Origin of the sequence: Tateyamaria rhodophyticola, from assembly GCF_047777875.1 — a bacterium.
Classification (GTDB): Bacteria; Pseudomonadota; Alphaproteobacteria; order Rhodobacterales; family Rhodobacteraceae; genus Tateyamaria.
Map to the genome: position 1 here is coordinate 1,095,952 of NZ_CP180519.1, position 19,262 is coordinate 1,115,213.

Here is a 19,262-nt window from a genome sequence, read left to right on the forward strand (position 1 = left end):
CCCGCGTGGCGGTGCTAGACGGGAATCAAAAACAGCGTGATGGCCGGAAACGCGACCAGCAGGATGACGCGCACAATGTCCGACCCGACAAAGAACAGCACAGCCTTGTACGTCTCTGTCATCGGCGTATCGCGATCCATCGCATTGATGATGAACAGGTTCATGCCCACGGGCGGGGTGATCAAACCGACCTCTACCACGATCAGCACGAGAATGCCGAACCAGATCGCCACATGCTCCGCGCTCATCCCGAAATCGAGGCCGGAGATCACCGGAAAGAAGATCGGCACCGTCAAAAGAATCATCGAAAGGCTGTCCATGACGCAGCCGAAGACGAGGTAGAACAGCAGGATCACGCTCAGCACGAGGATGGGCGTGAACCCCTGCCCCAGAACATAATCGGCCAGCCATTGCGGCGCGCCCGACAGCGCCAGAAAGTTGTTATAAAGCGACGCGCCCAGCACGATGAAAAAGATCATGGCCGTCGTCTTGGCCGTGCCCATCAACGCCTCACCCAGGATACGCCAGGTCAGGTTCCCGCCCATAAGCGCCACCAACCCGGTGCCCGCAGCCCCGATGGCGGCCCCTTCGGTCGGTGTGAACCACCCGGCATAGATGCCGCCCACCACAAGGCCAAAGATGGCCAAGACGGGCCATGTTTCGGCCAGCGCCTTCCAGCGTTCGGGCCACGGCACGGCGGGACGGGTTCCTGCGGCATCGGGGTACAGGCGCACATAGATCGAGATGGTGATGACATAACCGATGGCGGCAAGGATGCCGGGAATGAACGCGGCCAGAAACAGCTTGGCGATATTCTGTTCCGTGATGATCGCATAGATCACAAGGATGACCGACGGCGGGATCAGGATGCCCAGAGTGCCCCCTGCTGCGAGTGTCGCGGTGGAGAACCCGCCCGAATACCCGTAGCGGCGCAGTTCCGGCAGCGCCGTCCGACCCATCGTGGCCGCCGTGGCCAGCGACGATCCGCAGATCGCGCCAAATCCTGCGCACGCGCCCACCGACGCCATCGCCACCCCGCCACGCCTGTGACCAAGGAACCCTTCGGCCGCCTTGAACAACGCCGATGACATCCCCGACAGGGTCGCGAATTGCCCCATCAGCAGGAACATCGGAATGATGGTCAGGGAATAGTTGGAGAAGGTCGTGTACGTCTCGGATTTCAGCTTGGCGAGGATCGGCGTCGGGTTGCCGTTCATCGCAAAGATCCAGCCCAGAAGCCCCATAAGGAACATCGCCAACCCAATCGGCGCGCGCAGGAAGATCAGGCCAAGCAGGACCGGGAACGACCAGAACCCAAGCTCCAGCCGCGTGAGCCCCGCCCACTGAATGAACTCGCGCAGCAGGTCCATCACACCTCCGGCAGGATCAAGCGGCCGGTGACCGCTTCGGCCAGTCGCGCAACGGCACAGTACACTGCCGTCAGGCTCGCAACAGCTGCGGCGCCCACGCTGACCGCATAGGCCCACCAGACCGGGAATTGCAGGAACAGGGTCGTCTCACCATTGCCCAGATACCGCTGCATCCCCTCATAGAGCCGCAGCGCGATGAACACGATCACCAGCGCCAGAACGACCTCCCAGAATGCGCGCAGCCATGCCAGCACACGGGGCCGCAGACCGCCCGTAAACACATCCACGGTCGCGTGCTGGCCATAGAATTGGCAAATCGGGAAGAACGCGAAAATGGCAAAGGCGACGCCAGCCTCTGTCAGCTCATATGTCCCGCGGATTTCATCGACACCCAGCGACAGGATCGCCTGGCCCAACCATCCGTCCATCGCATGTCCGGCTTTCGACAACTCGCGCCCGATGATCGACAGCGTCGTCAACACGATCAAGATCAAAAGCACGATACCACCAACAACGGCAGAGGCGCGCGCCAGCCATTTCACAAGGGAATGCAACATCATCATGTGTCCGGTGGGCAGGGGTCAGGACCGCAACACATATGCTGCGGCCCTGTGATCAGAATCAGCCTTCGTAGGCGTCCATCAACGATTTGGCCTCATCAATGAGCGCCTGACCGTCGAGGCCCTTGCTTTCCATATCGGCAATCCACTCGTCATAGATGGGCTGCGATGCGGCCTTCCATGCGTCGAGGTCGTCGCCGGACACGGTCACGATGTTGTTGCCCCGGTCCACGGCCAGCTGGCGTGCCGGACCGTCGGAATCCGACTGGGTGCCACCGGCAAAGATGCTGAATTCCAGACCCGACTTGCTGTCGATCACGGCGCGCAGATCGTCCGGCAGGCTGTCATAGCGGTCCTTGTTCATGGCCAGCACGAAGGTCAGCGTATAAAGTGCTGTGCCTTCGAACTCCGTGTGGTTGCCCACCAATTCCGGCACCTTGAGCGCCGCCGTGACTTCCCACGGGATCGTGGTGCCGTCGATCACGCCTTTGCTCAGGCCTTCGGGCACGGCAGGCACGGGCATGCCCACGGGCGTCGCGCCCGTTTTTTCAAGCAGCGAATTCACCAGACGCGAGCCGCCGCGGATCTTGAGCCCCTCCATGTCGGCAGGGGTCGTCACGGCCTTGTTCGAGTGAATCATCCCCGGCCCGTGCACCCATGTGCCAAGGATGTGCACGTCCTTGAATTCGGTGTCTTTCATGTGCTTTTCGAACATCTGCCAGTACGCAGAGGATGCCGCACGCGCATCGTTGACCATGAATGGCAGCTCGAACACTTCGGTGCTGGGATAACGGCCCGGCGTATAGCCCACCACGGTCCAGACAATGTCCGCAACGCCGTCAATCGCCTGATCCATCAACTCGGGCGGGCGTCCGCCAAGTTGCATCGACGGAAAGCGGTCAATCTTGATCCGGCCGTCGCTGGCCGCTTCGACATCATCGGCCCAGACATCAAGGATCAGTTTCGGCACATTGGCCTGCGCCGGCAGGAACTGATGCAGGCTCAGCGTGACGTCCTGCGCCTGCGCTGCGCTGCCAAAGCCAAGCGCGAGCGTGGCGGCTGCCGCCATATTCAGGAATGATTTGCGTGTGATGGTCATGGAATTCCTCCCGTTCCGGTCACGTCCTGGATGACGTGACTCGCTCTTCCAAGCGAATTGTTAAGAAAAGGAAGGGGGACTGTCACCCGCGTTTGTAACTTTCACAAAATCGCTATCCACGCAGCAACGTCATTTGCGGGTCATAGGCGCCCGGTGCGATGACCTCGACGTTGATACGTTTTCCGAGCATGTCCGCCTCCAGCCGCGTTCCAGTTTCAGCATGTGCGGGTTGCACGTACGCATAGGCCAGGTTCATCCCGACCCGGTGCCCCCAATCCCCCGACGTGACCGTGCCGACGACCGCATCTCCGACCATGATCGACGCGCCGGGGTGGGCCGGGCTGCGATCGGTTTCGACCTTGAGAGACACAAGCCGCGCGGTGGGACCTGCGGCGTGCCGCGCCTCCAGCGCGGCCTTGCCCACAAACGCCGCCTTGTCCAGCTCTACAAACCGGTCCAGCCCTGTCTCGAACGGATCAAACTCGGTGATCAAATCGGCCTTCCAATGCAGGAACCCCTTTTCCATGCGCATCGAGTCCACCGCCCGTGCCCCAAAGAGACGCAGCCCATGCGCCTCTCCTGCGGCGCGCAGGGCGAGGTACGCGGCATAAAGCTGTGCGTTTGGCACGTGGATTTCGTATGCCAATTCACCCGAAAAGCTGACCGACATGACCACCGCGGGCGCAATACCGACAAAGGCGCGCCGCACGGACAACCACGGAAAGGCGGTCGCCGACCAATCCCCGCGGCTTGCCGCGCTCAGAACGGCGCGCGCCTTGGGTCCGGCCAGAACAAGGATGGTGTAATCATTGGTCAAAGACCGCAGCGACACATCGAACCCGTCGCTGTGCTGCGTGAGCCAATCAAGGTCGTGCCACTCCGCCGCTGCCGCCGACCCGAACCAGACTGGGCCGTCCGGAATGTTGGCCACAGTCGCCTCCGCCTTGACGCAGCCGTGGTGATTGAGGAGATAGCCCAGCCCGACCTTGCCCGGACGCGTGGGCACCCGCCCACAGATCATGTGGTCGAGGAACCGGTGCGTGTCTGGCCCTGTGATTTCGATCCGGTTGAAACCGTTGACCTCGGCAAGGCCAACGGCGTTCTGCACCGCGTCCACCTCCATGGCGACGACATCAAACGCCTCGTCAAAATGGAACCCGTGTGTGACCTCGAACGCTGCGGACGGCTTGAAGTACTCTGCCCGTTCCCACCCGTTCACGACCGTAAATTCGGCGCCCTCAGCGGCCAGCACCGGAGTCAGTGGCGTTGTCTTGATGGGCCGCCCTGCGGGACGGTGTTCGTGCGGGAAATGGAAGCGGAATTCGTTCTGGTAATCCTCGATGGCCTTGAGCGCGGTCAGCTCCACGTTGCCATGTCCGGTGAACCGGCGCGGATCCAATACCCACGTGTCATAGCACGCCTCGCCATGCACGATCTGCTGTGCCAGAAGCCAGCCATGCCCGCCCCCCTCGCCAAGACCCGCGCGCAGGCCAATGATGCAGAACGCGTTCCGCTTGCCCGGGACCGGCCCAACCAGAGGCGCGCCATCGATAGTATAGGTGATCGGACCATTCACAACGTTCTTGATCCCCACGTCCATCAGCGCGGGCATCCGGGCAAATGCGCCCTCCAGCACATCCGTAATGCGATCCAGATCGTCAGGGCACAGGTCATTGGAGAAATCAGGGGAAATCCCGTCCATCCCCCAAGTCCGGCAATCCTGCTCATAAAACCCAAGCAGCAACCCGTTCTTTTCCTGACGGCAGTAATAGTCGCTGATCGGGCAGCGCAAGAGCGGCATCCGGTGCCCCGCTTCAACGATCCCGGGGATTTCATCGGTCACGAAATACTGGTGCTCCATCGAGGCAACCGGATGGTGCACCCCCATCATCGCGCCCACCTCATTCACCCGGTATCCGCAGGCATTCACGACCACTTCGCACGCAATGTCGCCTTTCGTCGTGTGTACGGTCCAGCTGTGATCGGCGTGTTGCGTCAGGCCCGTGACCGGCGTGTGGCGATAGACCTCGGCCCCGGCCTTGCGAGCGCGCCGCGCCAGCGCCTGGCACAATGATGCCGGATCGATATCGCCATCCATCGGATCCCACAGACCGCCCAGCAGGTTGTCCGTCGAAATCAGCGGATGGCGGCGGGCGCATTCGGCTGCGTCGATCACCTCGAATTCCACGCCCATGCCGCGCGCCATAGACGCAAAGTGGTGATAGCCGTCCATCTGCGCCTGTGTGTTGGCCAGCCGGATGCCCCCGTCCCCGTGATTGTATTGCACCGGATAGTCCGGATCGTCGCGCAGCTCCTGATACAGCTTGATGGAGTGCGACTTCAGCCCGACCATCGTCTGGTTCATGCCGAAATTCGTGACCTGCGCTGCGGAATGCCATGTGGTGCCACTGGTCAACTCGTCCCGCTCCACGAGGACCACGTCGGTCCAGCCCTCCTGCGTCAGGTGATACAGGGTCGAACATCCTGCAATTCCGCCGCCGATCACCACTGCGCGCGTTTGGGTTTTCATCGCTATCCTCCGGTCTGTCACGGTGCAGCATCCGAAACACGCGCCATGCGTCAATCGGGTGCTGCGCATCTTTGGTGTTGCAACATGTCCGATTTTGTCTCGCTGAATTTCCGAACAGACGGTTGTGCGCCGGGCCAGTCCTGGTCCTCTGGCCGCTCTATCCGCGATTTGGTTGACGCAGGGCACGCGTCACCTGCCCCGTGCCCCGCGGGACCAAACCGGTGGACACGGTGTTGGCAACGCACTGTCCAGAATATATCGATCCGGTCACCCGCGCGGCGATCCGTTCCGCGTGCGACATTGGTGAGGGCACATGCCGGTTTCAGATACACATGCGATGATTGCGGGCATGACCCCGGTGCTGCGTCCGGGCGATTGGGTTTTTTGCACGGTTGCCAACGGCACCATACCAGAAGACGCCTTTGCCATGATCCGCGAGGTCGAGGGCATGACCCTCATCCTGCCGCTTGATACGGCGCAGGCGGCCGGGCACGACACGTCCGTGGTCATGCGCCTGATCACGTTGAACGTGTTTTCGGATCTCGAAGGGATCGGGCTGACGGCAGCCGTGTCATCAGCGCTCGCCGCTGCCGGGATCAGCTGCAACGTGGTGGCGGCGTATCACCACGACCACATCTTTGTCGGTGCCGCAGACGCCGCGCGTGCGGTCACAATCCTGAACCAAACAGCGTCAGCGGCGGGGTGACGGGGCTTGGGAGGTCCGGCGCACCATCAGCTCTGGTATGACCAACTCGCTGATGACGGACGTGTCTGATGCAACGATCTTGGCGGCGATGGTGCGCGCCGCCTTCGCTCCGATCTGGCGCGCGGGGATGCGCACCGTGGTCAGCGCCGGTTCAAAATCCCTGGCGCCCTTGAAATCCCCGATGCCCGTGACCGAAATGTCGTCCGGCACGGCAAAACCTTCGCGCGACAGGGCGTGCAGCGCGCCAAAGGCCAGGACGTCGTTGCCACAGATGATGGCGCTCGGCAGCTCATCGGCTTTCAAAAGGTGCAGGATTGCATCCTTGGCGGCGGCAACGCTGTAAGGTGTTTCGATGTCCCAGGACGCCGGGATCGTGACACCCGCATCCGCCAATGCCGCCTCAACCCCCTGTCGCCGCTGCCGCGCCCGGTCATTGCCTGCAGGCGGCGGGAACAGCCCCGCAACGCGCCTGTGCCCAAGCGCTGCAATATGTGCACCCACGAGCCGCCCCGCCTCGAAATTGTCCGATCCGATGGACGAAAAGGCCGCGTCTTCGGCGTAGTTCCATAGCAGCACGGTCGGGATCGCCTGTCGCGTCAGGAGGCCAAAGGTTTCATCTTCATGGTCGATCCCAATGAGGGCCATGCCATCCACCCGGTGTTCCAGCATCTTGCGCGTCAGCGCATATTCGCGCTGCAGGTCGTAGCCGTGGGATGCAAGCAGCAGCGTAAACCCCAATTCCTCGATCGCTTCGGAGAAACTCTGGATCAACTCGGCAAAGATCGCGTGATCTACGGTGGGCACGATCAAGCCCACCGTACCACTGCGTATGCCATGGATCGTTTGCGCCGCGCGGTTGCGGATATAGCCGAGCCTGCGCACGGCTGCGTCGATTTTCTTGCGGGTCGACGCCTTGACCAGTTGGGGGTGATTGAAACTGCGCGACACGGTCGACGGTGACACGCGCGCGGCCTTTGCAACCGCGATGATATCCGCCTTTTTATCAACCATTTCATTGCCTTGTAAGTGGTGAGGCGGACAAAAATGAAAACATTTGCAAAACTATTTTCATTGCCTAACGTGATTGGTCAACCCTGAACGGGTGGGGAGGATCACGGTTTGGAGTTCTTGGCCTATTTCGGCGATGTGTTTACGCCGATCAATTTTGGCCTGCTGCTGTTGGGCACAATCGGGGGGCTGATCCTTGGCGCGACGCCGGGGTTGTCCCCGACCATGGCGGTCGCCCTACTGATCCCGTTCACGTTCAAGCTGGAACCCGCACAAGGGCTGATCCTCTTGGGGGCGGCCTATACCTCGACGGTGGCAGGCGGCGCGGTCAGCGCGATCCTTCTGAAGATACCGGGCGCGCCGGCGAACATCGCCACGACGCTCGACGGGCACACCATGGCGCGAAAGGGTCACGGGGCGCGCGCGCTTCAGCTGTCGTTTATCGCGTCGGCCGTGGGCGGTGTGTTTGGCGTGTTGCTCCTGATTTTCCTGACGCCGGTTCTGGCCAAATGGGCGCTTGCCTTTGGCCCGTCGCATTTGTTCTGGCTGGCCATTCTGGGCGTCACGGTGATCGGATCGCTCGATTCCAGTTCGGTGGTCAAAGGACTGTTGTCCGGCTGCATCGGCCTATGGCTGGCTACGATCGGTTTTGACGACATCATGGGGGCCCAGCGGTTCATCTTTCATTCCAGCGTGTCGGGCGGGATCAACGTGATCCCCGCGCTTATCGGTCTGTTTGCGATCCCGCAGGTGATCACGATGTTTGCCAAGGGACGCGCATCGCTTGATGCCGAAGTGCTCAAGGTCGAACGCCACCCTGTCCGTGACGCCATCGCAGAGGTGTTCCGCCGCTCGCGTGCCCTGATCATCGGCACCGCAACGGGGTCGGTGATCGGCCTCATCCCCGGCGTCGGTGGACAGATTGCGGGCCTTGTCGCCTATGACCAATCGAAAAAGATGAGCCCCGAGCGCGACAAATTCGGCACCGGACACAGTGAGGGCGTCATCGCCGCCGAAAGTGCCAACAACGCCATGGTCGGTCCGTCGCTGGTGCCACTGCTGACCCTGTCGATCCCCGGATCGCCCACGGCGGCGGTTCTGCTGGGCGGTCTTCTGATCCACGGGATTTTTCCGGGCAGTGATCTCTTTGACAACAACCCGGACGTAGCCTGGACGTTCATCAACTCGATGCTGATCGGGCAGATCCTGATGTGCATCTTTGGCCTGTACGTTGCGGGTCTGGCCGCGAAGGTCGCACAGGTGCCCAACGCCGTGATGGCGGCCATCGTGCTGGGCCTCGCGCTCTTTGGCAGCTATTCGGTGCAGAATTCCATGGGTGACGTATACGTTATGATGGCGCTTGGCACAGGCATGTATTTCCTCGAACGGTTCGGCTTTTCCGCAGCACCTCTGGTGCTGGGCCTGATCCTCGGTCCCATCGCCGAGGCGAATTTCATCCAAGGCAGCATGATCGCCAACGCAACATCCAGCGTCAGCCAGTACTTCTTTACCGGCGCGCTGAACATAACACTGATCACGGTTGTGATCGCGTCCATCGCGTATTCCGTCTGGATGGAGATGCGCAGCCGCCGCTACACCACCAAGGACGATGCCGTCGAAAAAGAAGAGGCGTTGTCATGACCTCCCTGCCTCGCACGCAACACATCATTGCCAGCGGTCTGGTGGCCGCCGTGGGCGTGGTCGTCACCTATATCAGCTACACGCAGGAACCCGCCGCCGCGTTCCTGTTCCCGCGCCTGATCTCGTCCGTGTTTGTGGTGCTGGCGCTCTGGACCTTTGGCAAGGCGCTGATGGGGCGGACCAAGGTGGGCAACGGGCTGGACCGCAAGGCGATGCTCAACATCCTGCCCGGGCTGGTCGTGGCGCTGGTGCTGGTCTACTGGGCCGCCCGGGAACTGGGGTTCTATACCGCGACCACGGCGGCCTTTTTCATTCTTTTGACGCTCTATGATCCGGCTCCGCACACGGAGGTCAGATCCTGGATCAAGCGCGCAGCGATCACCGCCGGATTTCTGGCGGTCATGTACGGTCTCTTTGCGGGACTTCTGAACGTGTTCACACCGCGAGAGATTTTCTTCTGAACCGCAAAAGCGGCAGAGCAACCCTAGGGAGGAGAAACCCATGAAGAAACTGATAGCAGCCGCCGCGATGGGGCTGATGACGATGGCCGGAGGCGCCTTTGCCGATGGTCATGAGAATTTCCCGGAACGCCCGATCATGATGATGGTCAGCTATGGTGCCGGTGGGGCCACGGATTTCCAGGCGCGGATCGTGACGATGACCGCCGGGAACGAAGACGCGCTTGGCATGCCGATCGCGATCATCAACAAACCCGGCGCCGGGGGCCGCGTCGGCTGGAACTGGTTCGCGACGCAGGCCGAGGCCGATGGCTACACGCTTGGCGCCTACAACATCCCGCATTTCATCGCACAGTCGATCGAAGGCGGTGTGGAATACTCCGCCGAAGCGTTTGAACCCATCGCCAACTGGGGCGCGGACCCGGCGGTGTTTGTCGTGGCTGCGGACAGCGCGTTCAATTCGATGGGCGACGTCGTGGACTACGCCAAGGCCAACCCCGGCAAGCTGACCTTTTCCGGTGCGGGCCTGTTTGTGGGACATCACATCGCGGCGCTGCAACTGGAGAAAGCGGCGGGTGTGAAGCTGGCCTATATCCCCAGCAACAAGGGCGGCGCCGGTGCGATGAAATCCGTGATCGCGGGCGAGGTTCTGGGCGGGGTCAACAACCTCAGCGATGCGTTCCGCGCGCGTGAGGCGGGCAACGTGAAGATCCTGGGCGTGTTCGACCTGGAGCGGAACGCGTTCCTGCCGGATGTGCCCACGATGATGGAACAGGGGTTCGAGATCGACAACGCGTCGGTGAATTTCCGAGGTGTGATGGTGCCCAAGGGCACGCCGCAGCCGATTATCGACAAGCTGGCCGCGGTCGTGCCGACGATGTTCGAAAACAGCCGGGTTGCGGGCAAGATGAAGGCGGGCGGTTCGCCCATGCACATCATGACGCGTGACGAGGTGCTGGCCATGTGGGCCGCGCGCGAAGAGACTTTACAAGAGCTGCTTGCCGGTTTGTAAGCGTGGTTTCGGCGCCTGATCGGCGCCGACCGATCGGGAGGGGCACTGCCCCTCCCGAACCCTCCCCGTGGTATTTAGAGCCAGAAGAAACATCCCCTTTCCTGTGTGAGACCGCCCCGATGAGTGATGATGCAAGCGTGATTGATATGCTGGTGACCCGAGCAAGGGTTGCGCAGCGTGCCTATGAGGCAGACGGATCGCAAGAGCGCTATGACCGGGCCGCACAGGCTGCGGGCTGGGCCATCATGGAACCGGGACGGAACCGGCAGTTGGCCGAACTGGCGGTGGAGACAACGGGCCTTGGCAATGTGGCGGACAAGATCACCAAGAACCACCGCAAGACGCTTGGCCTGTTGCGCGACATTCAAGGCGTCGCGACCTTTGGTGTCATTCGGGATGACGCCGCCACGGGCATCACGGAAATTGCGCGGCCTTTGGGTGTCATCGGCGCGATTGTGCCATCGACAAACCCTGCCGCCACACCGGCCAACAACATCATCAATGCGTTGAAATGCGGCAATGCAATCATCATCGCCCCGTCCCCCAAAGGTGTCGCGGCGTGTGAGCGCCTGCTGGCCTTTATCCATGACGAATTTGCCAAGATCGGAGAAGACCCCGACCTCGTTCAGATGGTGCCTGCGCCGGGATCCAAGGCGCGCACGCAGCGGTTGATGGAGACCTGCGACAAGGTGATCGCCACGGGCAGTCAGAACAATGTGCACAGGGCGCAGACCTGCGGCACGCCCGCAGTTGCGGTGGGTGCGGGCAATGTGACCGTGATCGTGGACGAAACCGCCGATCTGGACGCCGCAGCCGAGAAAATTCGCGCGTCCAAGACCTTTGACAACGCGACCTCCTGTTCGTCGGAGAATGCGGTTGTTGTGGTCGACGCCGTCTATGACGCCTTTGTCGACGCGATGGCGCGCGCCGGTGGTGCGCTTGTCGCGGATGAGGCGGGCATTGTCGCCAAGCTGTGGCCGGACGGGCACCTCAACCGTGCCGTGATTGCGCAGGATGCAGACAGGATGATTGCCGCCCTCGACCTGCAAGGGCAGGTGCCGGAGGGCACAGAGTACATCGCCGTTCCCACACGCGGGATTGGTCCGGAGCATCCGCTGAGCGGGGAAAAGCTGAGCCGGGTTCTTGCGTTGTATCGTGCCGCGGATTTCGATGCCGCCGTCGCGACCACGGACGCGATCCAGCGGCATCAGGGCGCGGGGCATTCCGTGGGCCTGCACAGCATGCGCGCGGACCGGCCCATGCAGCTGGCCACGTCACTTCCTACCAGCCGGGTCATCGTCAACCAGGCGCACACCTTTGCGACCGGAGGCGCGTTTACCAACGGCATGCCATTCTCGCTCAGCATGGGGTGCGGCGCTTGGGGCGGGAATGCCGTGAACGATAACGTCCACTGGAAACACTTCATGCAGACCACAAGGATCATTCGCGAAATCCCCGCGAACGAACCGACGCTGGAGGATGTGTTTGGCGCCTATTGGCAGGAGGCGGGCAAATGAAACTGGAGCGCGACGCTCCACCCAGGGGCACGGTGCGGGACTGGCTTGATGCGCGCGCCGAGGCTGGCGGGACGGCTGTTGTCTTTCCCGAAACCGGGGCACGGCTCAGCTGGGGTGCGCTTCGGGATGCTGCGCGCGGTTTTGCAATGGCGTTGACGGAGCGCGGTGTCACCAAAGGCGAGAGTGTCGCCATTCTGGCCCCGAATGGACCCGGCGCGGTCACGGCCTTTTATGGCGCGGTCTACGGGGGGTTTCGGGCGACACTGATCAACCTCGCTGCCGGCCCCGATGCGCTGCGCTATGCCCTGTCGCATTCAGAGGCGCGGTTCGCCTATGTGGACGCCGAGTGCAACGGACAGTTTCAAACCGCCAACAACACCGGCATCGAGCCCATCGCCCTTGAGCCTGCAGCGGATGCCCGCTTGCACGACCTGGATCCGGGTGATCATGCGCTGCTGATGTATACATCCGGGACAACCGGCCGCCCCAAGGGCGTGGTGCATACCCATGCCAGCCTACTGGCTGGAGGCTGGACCGCAGCCACTGCCCACGCACTCACCGATGCGGATCGCGGGTTCTGTGTCCTGCCGATCTATCACATCAACGGCCTCTGCGTGACCGTAATGGGCAGCCTTGTCTCCGGCGGATCCCTGGCCATGGTGTCCCGCTTTTCGGCCTCGCGGTTCTGGGATCAGGCGGAAGCCTGCGACGTCACATGGTTTTCGGTTGTGCCCACGATCATCTCGCATCTCTTGCACGCAAGCGCCGAGCCGTCGGGTGCGTGCAAGGCCGCGCTCCGTTTTGGCCGATCCGCGTCCTCGGCCCTTGCCGTTGAGACGCAAGCCGCGTTTGAAAAACGCTTTGACGTGCCGATCATCGAAACCATGGGGCTCACCGAAACCGCCGCACAAATCCTGTCCAACCCGCTGCCCCCCGGCACCCGCAAGATCGGCTCACCCGGCATCGCCTACGGCTGCGAAGTCACCATACAGGCGCAGGACGGGACCGATGTGCCACGTGGCGCAGAAGGTGAGATCGTCGTGCGCGGCCCGAATGTCCTGCTGGAGTATCTGAAAAACCCCGAAGCCACCGCGGCCACGTTCCGCAATGGCTGGCTGCGAACGGGCGATCTGGCGCGGATGGATGGCGATGGGTACGTTTTCGTGACCGGACGCCTCAAGGAGTTGATCATCAAAGGCGGTGAAAACATCGCCCCGCGCGAGATTGACGAGGCGCTCTATTCCCATCCCGATGTCGTCGAGGCTGCCGCCTTTGCCCGTCCCTGCGGCAGCTATGGCGAACGGGTCGAAGCAGCCGTGCGGCTGCGCGATGGGTCAAAGCTGGAGGCAGATGCGCTGATCCACCTGTGTCACGAACGCGTCGGCGCATTCAAATCGCCTGATACGGTGCACTTCCTGCCGGAGCTGCCCAAAGGACCGTCTGGCAAGATCCAGCGGTTGAAACTGGCCGAACTGATACCGGCCTAGCCTGCCGGGATGCGCCACAGGGTGGCGTTATGGCTTATGGCCCGCAGGAGGTTTGAACGCGCACTCAGCGTAGCGCCAAAGGCGATGCGCGTCAGTCGGGCCATCCGCGATGCGGAACACATCAACAAAAACTGCGTAGGTAAGATGGTGGCGTGGGGGAGACTTGAACTCCCGACCTCTCGATTATGAGTCGAGCGCTCTAACCAGCTGAGCTACCGCGCCATCGGGGCGTGACCTATGACAGCCCTCGGGCTGCGTCAAGCACGAAAGCGTGCCTAACCGCCCCGGACCGTCTCAATCATCAATGTCACGTTTTCGGGGTCTGCATCCGGCGTAATCCCGTGCCCGAGATTGAAAATATGCGGCCCTCCCGAAAACGCCTTCACGATGGCCCGCGTTTCATCCACCAGCGCCTGGCCGCCCGTTACCATATGGGACGAGGCCAGGTTGCCCTGCACGCAGCCATCGACCTGCACATGCGCCGCGGCCCACTCCGGTGACACCGAATTATCGAGCGCGACACAGTCCACGCCGGTCCGACCATGGAACCCGACATACCCGTCGCCCGCCTCACGCGGAAAACCGATCACGGGAATATGCGGATAGCGCGCCTTGAGCGCGGCGGTGATCTCTGCACAAGGGAGAACTGCGTATTTGTGGAACGCGGCCCCCTTGAGCGATCCGGCCCAGCTGTCGAAAATCTTGACGACCTCTGCACCTGCCTCAATCTGCGCACACAGATATTCAATCGTCGCCGCCGTGATCCGCGCCATCAATGCATCAAACAGCGCCGGGTTCTCAGCCATCAGCGCATGGGCCGGTCCCTGATCCGGTGTGCCCTGTCCCGCGATCATATAGGTGGCGACGGTCCAGGGTGCCCCTGCAAACCCAATCAGGGTCGTTTCCTCCGGCAGTTCCCGTCGCAGGATACGCACCGTTTCGTAAATCGGGTTGAGCGTGTCGTGGATATCATCCACCGGCTTCAACGCATCGTAATCCGCCTGTTGCGTAATCGTGGACAACCGCGGCCCCTCGCCCGTGACGAACCACAAATCCGCACCAAGCGCTTGCGGCACCAGAAGGATGTCCGCGAACAGAATGGCTGCGTCAAAGCCATAGCGCCGAATGGGTTGCAAGGTCACTTCGGCAGCCAGCTCCGGGTTGTAGCACAAGGACAGGAAATCACCGGCTTGTGCCCGCGTGGCCTTGTATTCCGGCAAATACCGCCCCGCCTGCCGCATCATCCAGATCGGCGGTGTCGGCAGCGTTTCCCCCGCAAGGGCCCGCAAAATCGTCTTGGTCTGCACAGCGTCTTTCATTCCATCCGCCTCTGGTGTGGGATTCTGGTTGTCAGGATAAGTTGACACTTCTAAAAGATAAACCCATGACAGTGCGACTTCCAACCCCCTCCGCCCCGCTCAAGATCGGGACCCGCGGCTCCCCCCTTGCCCTGGCGCAAGCCCACGAGACGCGCAGACGTCTGAGTGCGGCGTTCGACCTGCCGGATGCAGCCTTTGAAATCTGCGTGATCAAGGTCACCGGCGACGACCGGTCCATGATCGCGGCCGACCGCCCGCTGAAGGAAATCGGCAACAAGGGCCTTTTCACCCGCGAGATCGAAGAGGCGCTGCTCGATGGATCCATCGACATCGCGGTGCATTCGATGAAGGATATGCCAACGGTACAGCCAGACGGTCTGATCCTCGAGACGTACCTGCCGCGCGAAGACGTGCGGGATGCGTTTGTCTCGCCCACACTCGCGTCGCTGTCGGACTTGGCACAAGGTGCTACCGTCGGCACCTCGTCCTTGCGGCGCCGGGCGCAACTGCTCCACAAACGGCCCGACCTGAATGTGGTGGAATTCCGCGGTAACGTGCAGACGCGGCTGCAAAAGCTGGCGGATGGTGTCGCCGACTGCACGTTCCTTGCCTGTGCCGGGCTTAATCGTCTCGGCATGGCGGACGTGCCTGCCACACCCATCGAAACCACGGACATGCTGCCCGCTGTGGCCCAGGGCGCAATTGGCATCGAACGCCGGCAGAACGACACCAACACCGCCGAGATGCTCGACGCGATCCATGACACGCCAACGGGACACCGGCTGGCCGCCGAACGCCAGTTCCTCTTTACCCTCGACGGCTCTTGCGAAACACCGATCGCCGCCACATCAACGATCGACGCGGGCACGCTTACCCTGCATGGCGAAGTCTTGCGTCCCGATGGCTCAGACGCCCTGTCCGGCACCCGCACCGGTCCCGTCGCAGACGGGCGCGACATGGGCACTGATCTGGCCCGTGATCTGCTGCAACGCGCGGGCAAAGGCTTCTTTGACTGGCACTGATCTTCTTCTGGCAAAAAATACCACGGGGGACGGCCGCAGGCCGGGGGGCAGCGCCCCCATCTTGACGCACCACACCCCCAAGGCGCAGGCTGATCTCATGACAGCACCGCGTTCCGACCTGCCCACACATACCGTTGAAAACCAGCCCAATGCGCCGGGAAACCGCGATCTGTGGGCTCATGATCCGGTGCTGCGCGACTGCGTTCCACCTTCGGCGGACCTCGTGGCCTACGGTGCTGCCATGGGCCGGTCCGATGCGCGCAACATGGCCCGCAACGCCAACCGTCACACACCCGAACTGTGCCAGTTCGACACCGGCGGGCGGCGTTTGGACACCGTGGAATTCCACCCCGCCTACCACCAGATGATGGCGCTCAGCCAAGAGGCCGGCTATGCCGCCACCGCGTGGGACGGCGGCACGCATGCCACGCACGCCGCCATGGTGTACCTCGCCAGCCAGGTCGAACCCGGACATTGCTGCCCGCTGACCATGACCTATGCCGCGGTGCCCGCGCTGGCCGCAAATCCGACGCTCGCCGCGCAATGGACACCCAAACTGACGGCCCGCGCCTATGACCCCCGCACCCTGCCCGTGGAGCACAAAACCGCCGCCACACTCGGTATGGCGATGACGGAAAAACAGGGCGGCTCGGACGTGCGGTCAAACAGGACGGTGGCCGACAGGGACGGCGATCACTGGCGTCTGACCGGTCACAAGTGGTTCTGCTCCGCGCCTATGTCGGACGGGTTTCTCACGCTGGCGCAAACCGCACAGGGCCTGACATGCTTCCTCGTTCCGCGCTGGCTCGAGGGTGAGCGCAATGCAATCCACCTGATGCGCCTCAAGGACAAGCTCGGCAATCGGTCCAACGCTTCGGCGGAAATCGAATATCACGGGGCACTGGCCCATCAGCTGGGCGAGGACGGGCGCGGCATTCAGACCATCATCGAAATGGTCCACCACACCCGCCTCGATACCGCCATCGCGCCCGCCGGGATCATGCGCGGCGCCCTGACCGAAGCGATGCACTGGGTCCGCCACCGCTCCGCGTTTCAGAAACGTCTGATCGACCAACCGCTCATGCGCACCGTGCTGGCCGACCTCATGCTCGACTGGGAAGGGGCGACGCGCCTCGGGTTGCACGTGGCCGCGGCCTTTGACCGGACCACAGCCGAAGACCGCGCCTATGCCCGCATTGCCGTGGCACTCGCCAAATTCCTCAACAACAAACTCTGTCCCCGCGTGACCTATGAGGCGATGGAGGCCCTTGGCGGCATGGGCTATATCGAAGACACGTCCATGCCGCTCTACTATCGTGAGGCACCGTTGAATGGCATCTGGGAAGGGTCGGGCAACGTCATCTGCCTCGACATCCTGCGCACCCTCGCCCGCGAACCGGCGGCGCGCGACATGCTGCACGCACAACTGAACCGCGTCCAGGGCAACGACGCCCGCTATGACGCGGCGCTCAAGGCCTACGGCACCCGCTGGACCACACTGCCCACCGAAGCAGAGGCGCGCCATTTCGCCGAAAACACCGCCACGTTGCTGACCGCGTCGATCCTGCTCGGTGGCGCGTCACACGCTGTCGCAGATGGCTATATCGGCGCGCGGCTGGCCGCTTCATCCGGACAGATCGCGGGCACCGCGACGCATATCGACACGGACGCCATCATCGCAGGCTTCGACGCCCATTAAACCCACTTAGCCAAGGGGGGCAGGCTCATCAGCACCGCATTGGCATCATGCCCGGTCTCAAGGCCGAACTTCGTACCCCGGTCATAGACAAGGTTGTACTCAGCATAGAGCCCGCGATGCACCAGCTGCGCATCCTTGTCGGCGTCGTCCCAACCCTGCACCCGGCGCTTTTCCACCAGCGGCACGTAAGCGGGCAGGAACGCGCGTCCGATATCCTGGGTCAGGGCGAAATCCGCCTCCCAATCACCGGTGCAATGATCATCCATGAAGATCCCGCCGACACCCCGTGCCCGTTTGCGGTGCGGGATGAAAAAGTACTCGTCTGCCCACGCCTTGAGACGCGGATAGAAATCCGTGCCATGCGGGTCGAGATGCGCCTGCTGCTGGGCGTGGAAATGCGCCGTGTCCTCGGCGTATTCGATACAGGGGTTCAGGTCCGAACCGCCACCAAACCACCACGCATGCGGTGTCCAGAACATGCGGGTGTTCATGTGCACCGCTGGCGCGTGCGGGTTCTGCATATGCGCCACGAGGCTGATGCCCGACGCCCAAAACCGCGGATCATCCTTCATGCCGGGCAGGCCCTTGCGGGCCATCATCGCGGCCTGCGCACGGTCACCCAATGTGCCAAACACGGTCGACACGTTCACGCCGACCTTCTCAAACACACGACCACCGCGCATTACGCTCATCAGGCCACCGCCCGCATCCGATCCATCCTCGGCACTGCGCTTGGTTTCGCTGACCTCGAACCGACCCGGTGCCGCATCTGCCATCGGACCGGTATCATGACTGTCCTCCAGCCCCTCAAACGCCGCCACGATGTCATCGCGCAATTGCCGGAACCACGCCGCCGCCCGTGTTTTCTGAGTGTCGAATTGCTCTGTCATGCGCACTGTCCTGTTTGGTTGACAGATTTTAACGCAACAACCCACCCGACGCCAAGGTCAAAGACGCGACCGTCCCCCTTCATCTCGCCAGATAAACTCCCCCCGGAGGGCCGGTGCGCCACAAGCACCCCCGGCACGTCCTAGTGGGCGGGCGCATCCACAGGGTCGAGCAGGCTGCGCCCGCCATCTACGGTCAGCACCTCGCCGGTGACAAACCCCGACCCGTCAGAGGCCAGGAATTGCACGGCATCCACCAACTCGGTTGGGGCTGCGATCCGGTGCAACGGGGTCTGTGTCTCGATCTCTTCCCGCCACTCCGGATGATCCCCGATAGAGGACTGCAAGGAGGCCGACATCACCGAACCAAAAGCCACCGCGTTTACGCGGATTCGTTCGGGCGCCAAAGCCAGCGCCATGGACCGCGTCATCTGCTCAAGGCCCGCCGCGGAAATGGAGTACGCCAAAAGCTCGGGCCGGGACTGGTGCGCCGCAATGGAGCTGAGATTGACGATGGAGCCGACGCTCGCCGCATCGCTGCCGCCTTCCGCCTGCTTGATCATGCGCCGCGCAACCTGCTGGCTGAGGCGCAGCGCGGTCATGACATTCTGCTCCATCAGCGTCTCGACGCTGGTGTCCTCGGGGTCCAGCGCATCTGTCTCCATCACCTGGCGCGACGCATTGACCAGAATGTCGATCTGGTCGAACGCATCAATGGTGGCCGACACGAGGTTCGCAATCGTCAGACGCTGCCGCAGGTCCCCGGCGAAATAGCGGATGTTGCCCTCTTCGGCGACATCTCCCAGCTCTTCGGCCAACTTCTTTTCATCCATGTCGGCGCACATCACGTTGGCACCGCGGTCCGCAAAATGGCGTGCGATCGCCAGACCGATCCCATTCGCAGCGCCCGTGACAATCGCCGTCTTGCCGTTGATCGAAAATGACAT

Annotated in this window: 16 protein-coding genes and 1 tRNA gene; 8 read left to right on the top strand and 9 right to left on the bottom strand. The window is 62.4% G+C overall.

The window, feature by feature from the left end; translation table 11 throughout:
- Positions 1–14: 14 nt before the first annotated feature.
- The 4 genes from ACERHN_RS06920 to ACERHN_RS06935 all read right to left on the bottom strand — a co-directional run bounded on the left by ACERHN_RS06920 (position 15) and on the right by ACERHN_RS06935 (position 5,559).
- The gene (locus tag ACERHN_RS06920) at positions 15–1,370 is read right to left on the bottom strand and encodes a TRAP transporter large permease (RefSeq protein ID WP_415921913.1); all 1,356 of its coding nucleotides are present in this window, start codon (positions 1,368–1,370) and stop codon (positions 15–17) included.
- Positions 1,370–1,933, bottom strand: coding sequence for a TRAP transporter small permease (locus ACERHN_RS06925; protein ID WP_415921914.1), 564 nt, complete (start codon positions 1,931–1,933; stop codon positions 1,370–1,372). Before ACERHN_RS06925 ends, ACERHN_RS06920 begins: the two co-directional genes overlap by 1 nt.
- A 58-nt stretch (positions 1,934–1,991) precedes the next feature.
- On the bottom strand, positions 1,992–3,029 hold the full coding sequence (locus ACERHN_RS06930; protein WP_415921915.1) for a TRAP transporter substrate-binding protein: 1,038 nt from the start codon (positions 3,027–3,029) through the stop codon (positions 1,992–1,994).
- A gap of 112 nt (positions 3,030–3,141) precedes the next feature.
- Positions 3,142–5,559, bottom strand: a complete 2,418-nt coding sequence (locus ACERHN_RS06935) for a GcvT family protein (RefSeq protein WP_415921916.1) — start codon at positions 5,557–5,559, stop codon at positions 3,142–3,144.
- A gap of 313 nt (positions 5,560–5,872) precedes the next feature.
- Between ACERHN_RS06935 and ACERHN_RS06940 the strand changes: the two genes are divergently transcribed.
- Positions 5,873–6,265: an ACT domain-containing protein gene (locus ACERHN_RS06940; RefSeq protein ID WP_415921917.1), complete on the top strand. Its 393-nt coding sequence runs from the start codon at positions 5,873–5,875 to the stop codon at positions 6,263–6,265.
- On the opposite strand, the gene ACERHN_RS06945 is transcribed toward ACERHN_RS06940, so the two are convergent.
- Entirely contained in the window at positions 6,251–7,276 is a 1,026-nt protein-coding gene (locus tag ACERHN_RS06945; RefSeq protein WP_415921918.1) for a substrate-binding domain-containing protein, read from the bottom strand. The two genes, ACERHN_RS06940 and ACERHN_RS06945, sit on opposite strands and share 15 nt — an antisense overlap.
- A gap of 108 nt (positions 7,277–7,384) precedes the next feature.
- Here ACERHN_RS06945 and ACERHN_RS06950 point away from each other — a divergent pair, with 108 nt between their 5' ends.
- The 5 genes from ACERHN_RS06950 (at position 7,385) to ACERHN_RS06970 (ending at position 13,388) form a co-directional block, all read left to right on the top strand.
- Complete coding sequence (locus tag ACERHN_RS06950) at positions 7,385–8,914, top strand: tripartite tricarboxylate transporter permease (RefSeq protein ID WP_415921919.1); 1,530 nt, start codon at positions 7,385–7,387, stop codon at positions 8,912–8,914.
- Positions 8,911–9,375 (top strand): tripartite tricarboxylate transporter TctB family protein, encoded by a 465-nt coding sequence (locus tag ACERHN_RS06955; RefSeq protein WP_415921920.1) that lies wholly within the window; start codon positions 8,911–8,913, stop codon positions 9,373–9,375. Before ACERHN_RS06950 ends, ACERHN_RS06955 begins: the two co-directional genes overlap by 4 nt.
- A gap of 40 nt (positions 9,376–9,415) precedes the next feature.
- Positions 9,416–10,384 (top strand): tripartite tricarboxylate transporter substrate binding protein, encoded by a 969-nt coding sequence (locus ACERHN_RS06960; RefSeq protein ID WP_415921921.1) that lies wholly within the window; start codon positions 9,416–9,418, stop codon positions 10,382–10,384.
- 119 nt (positions 10,385–10,503) lie between these two features.
- Entirely contained in the window at positions 10,504–11,901 is a 1,398-nt protein-coding gene (gene sauS / locus ACERHN_RS06965; protein WP_415921922.1) for an acylating sulfoacetaldehyde dehydrogenase, read from the top strand.
- Positions 11,898–13,388 (top strand): AMP-binding protein, encoded by a 1,491-nt coding sequence (locus tag ACERHN_RS06970; RefSeq protein ID WP_415921923.1) that lies wholly within the window; start codon positions 11,898–11,900, stop codon positions 13,386–13,388. The genes sauS and ACERHN_RS06970 overlap by 4 nt, the downstream gene beginning before the upstream one ends.
- Before the next feature lie 145 nt (positions 13,389–13,533).
- On the opposite strand, the gene ACERHN_RS06975 is transcribed toward ACERHN_RS06970, so the two are convergent.
- Positions 13,534–13,610 (bottom strand) — tRNA-Met (locus ACERHN_RS06975).
- A 53-nt stretch (positions 13,611–13,663) separates the two neighbouring features.
- Positions 13,664–14,707: a uroporphyrinogen decarboxylase gene (gene hemE, locus ACERHN_RS06980; protein ID WP_415921924.1), complete on the bottom strand. Its 1,044-nt coding sequence runs from the start codon at positions 14,705–14,707 to the stop codon at positions 13,664–13,666.
- A gap of 65 nt (positions 14,708–14,772) precedes the next feature.
- Between hemE and hemC the strand changes: the two genes are divergently transcribed.
- Together hemC and ACERHN_RS06990 are read left to right on the top strand one after the other, a co-directional pair.
- Positions 14,773–15,729 (top strand): hydroxymethylbilane synthase, encoded by a 957-nt coding sequence (hemC, locus tag ACERHN_RS06985; RefSeq protein WP_415921925.1) that lies wholly within the window; start codon positions 14,773–14,775, stop codon positions 15,727–15,729.
- Between the two features lie 97 nt (positions 15,730–15,826).
- Positions 15,827–17,428 (top strand): acyl-CoA dehydrogenase family protein, encoded by a 1,602-nt coding sequence (locus tag ACERHN_RS06990; protein WP_415921926.1) that lies wholly within the window; start codon positions 15,827–15,829, stop codon positions 17,426–17,428.
- On the opposite strand, the gene hemF is transcribed toward ACERHN_RS06990, so the two are convergent.
- Both hemF and ACERHN_RS07000 read right to left on the bottom strand, forming a co-directional pair.
- The gene (gene hemF, locus ACERHN_RS06995; RefSeq protein WP_415921927.1) at positions 17,425–18,318 is read right to left on the bottom strand and encodes an oxygen-dependent coproporphyrinogen oxidase; all 894 of its coding nucleotides are present in this window, start codon (positions 18,316–18,318) and stop codon (positions 17,425–17,427) included. The two genes, ACERHN_RS06990 and hemF, sit on opposite strands and share 4 nt — an antisense overlap.
- A gap of 140 nt (positions 18,319–18,458) precedes the next feature.
- Positions 18,459–19,262: an SDR family NAD(P)-dependent oxidoreductase gene (locus tag ACERHN_RS07000; RefSeq protein WP_415921928.1), complete on the bottom strand. Its 804-nt coding sequence runs from the start codon at positions 19,260–19,262 to the stop codon at positions 18,459–18,461.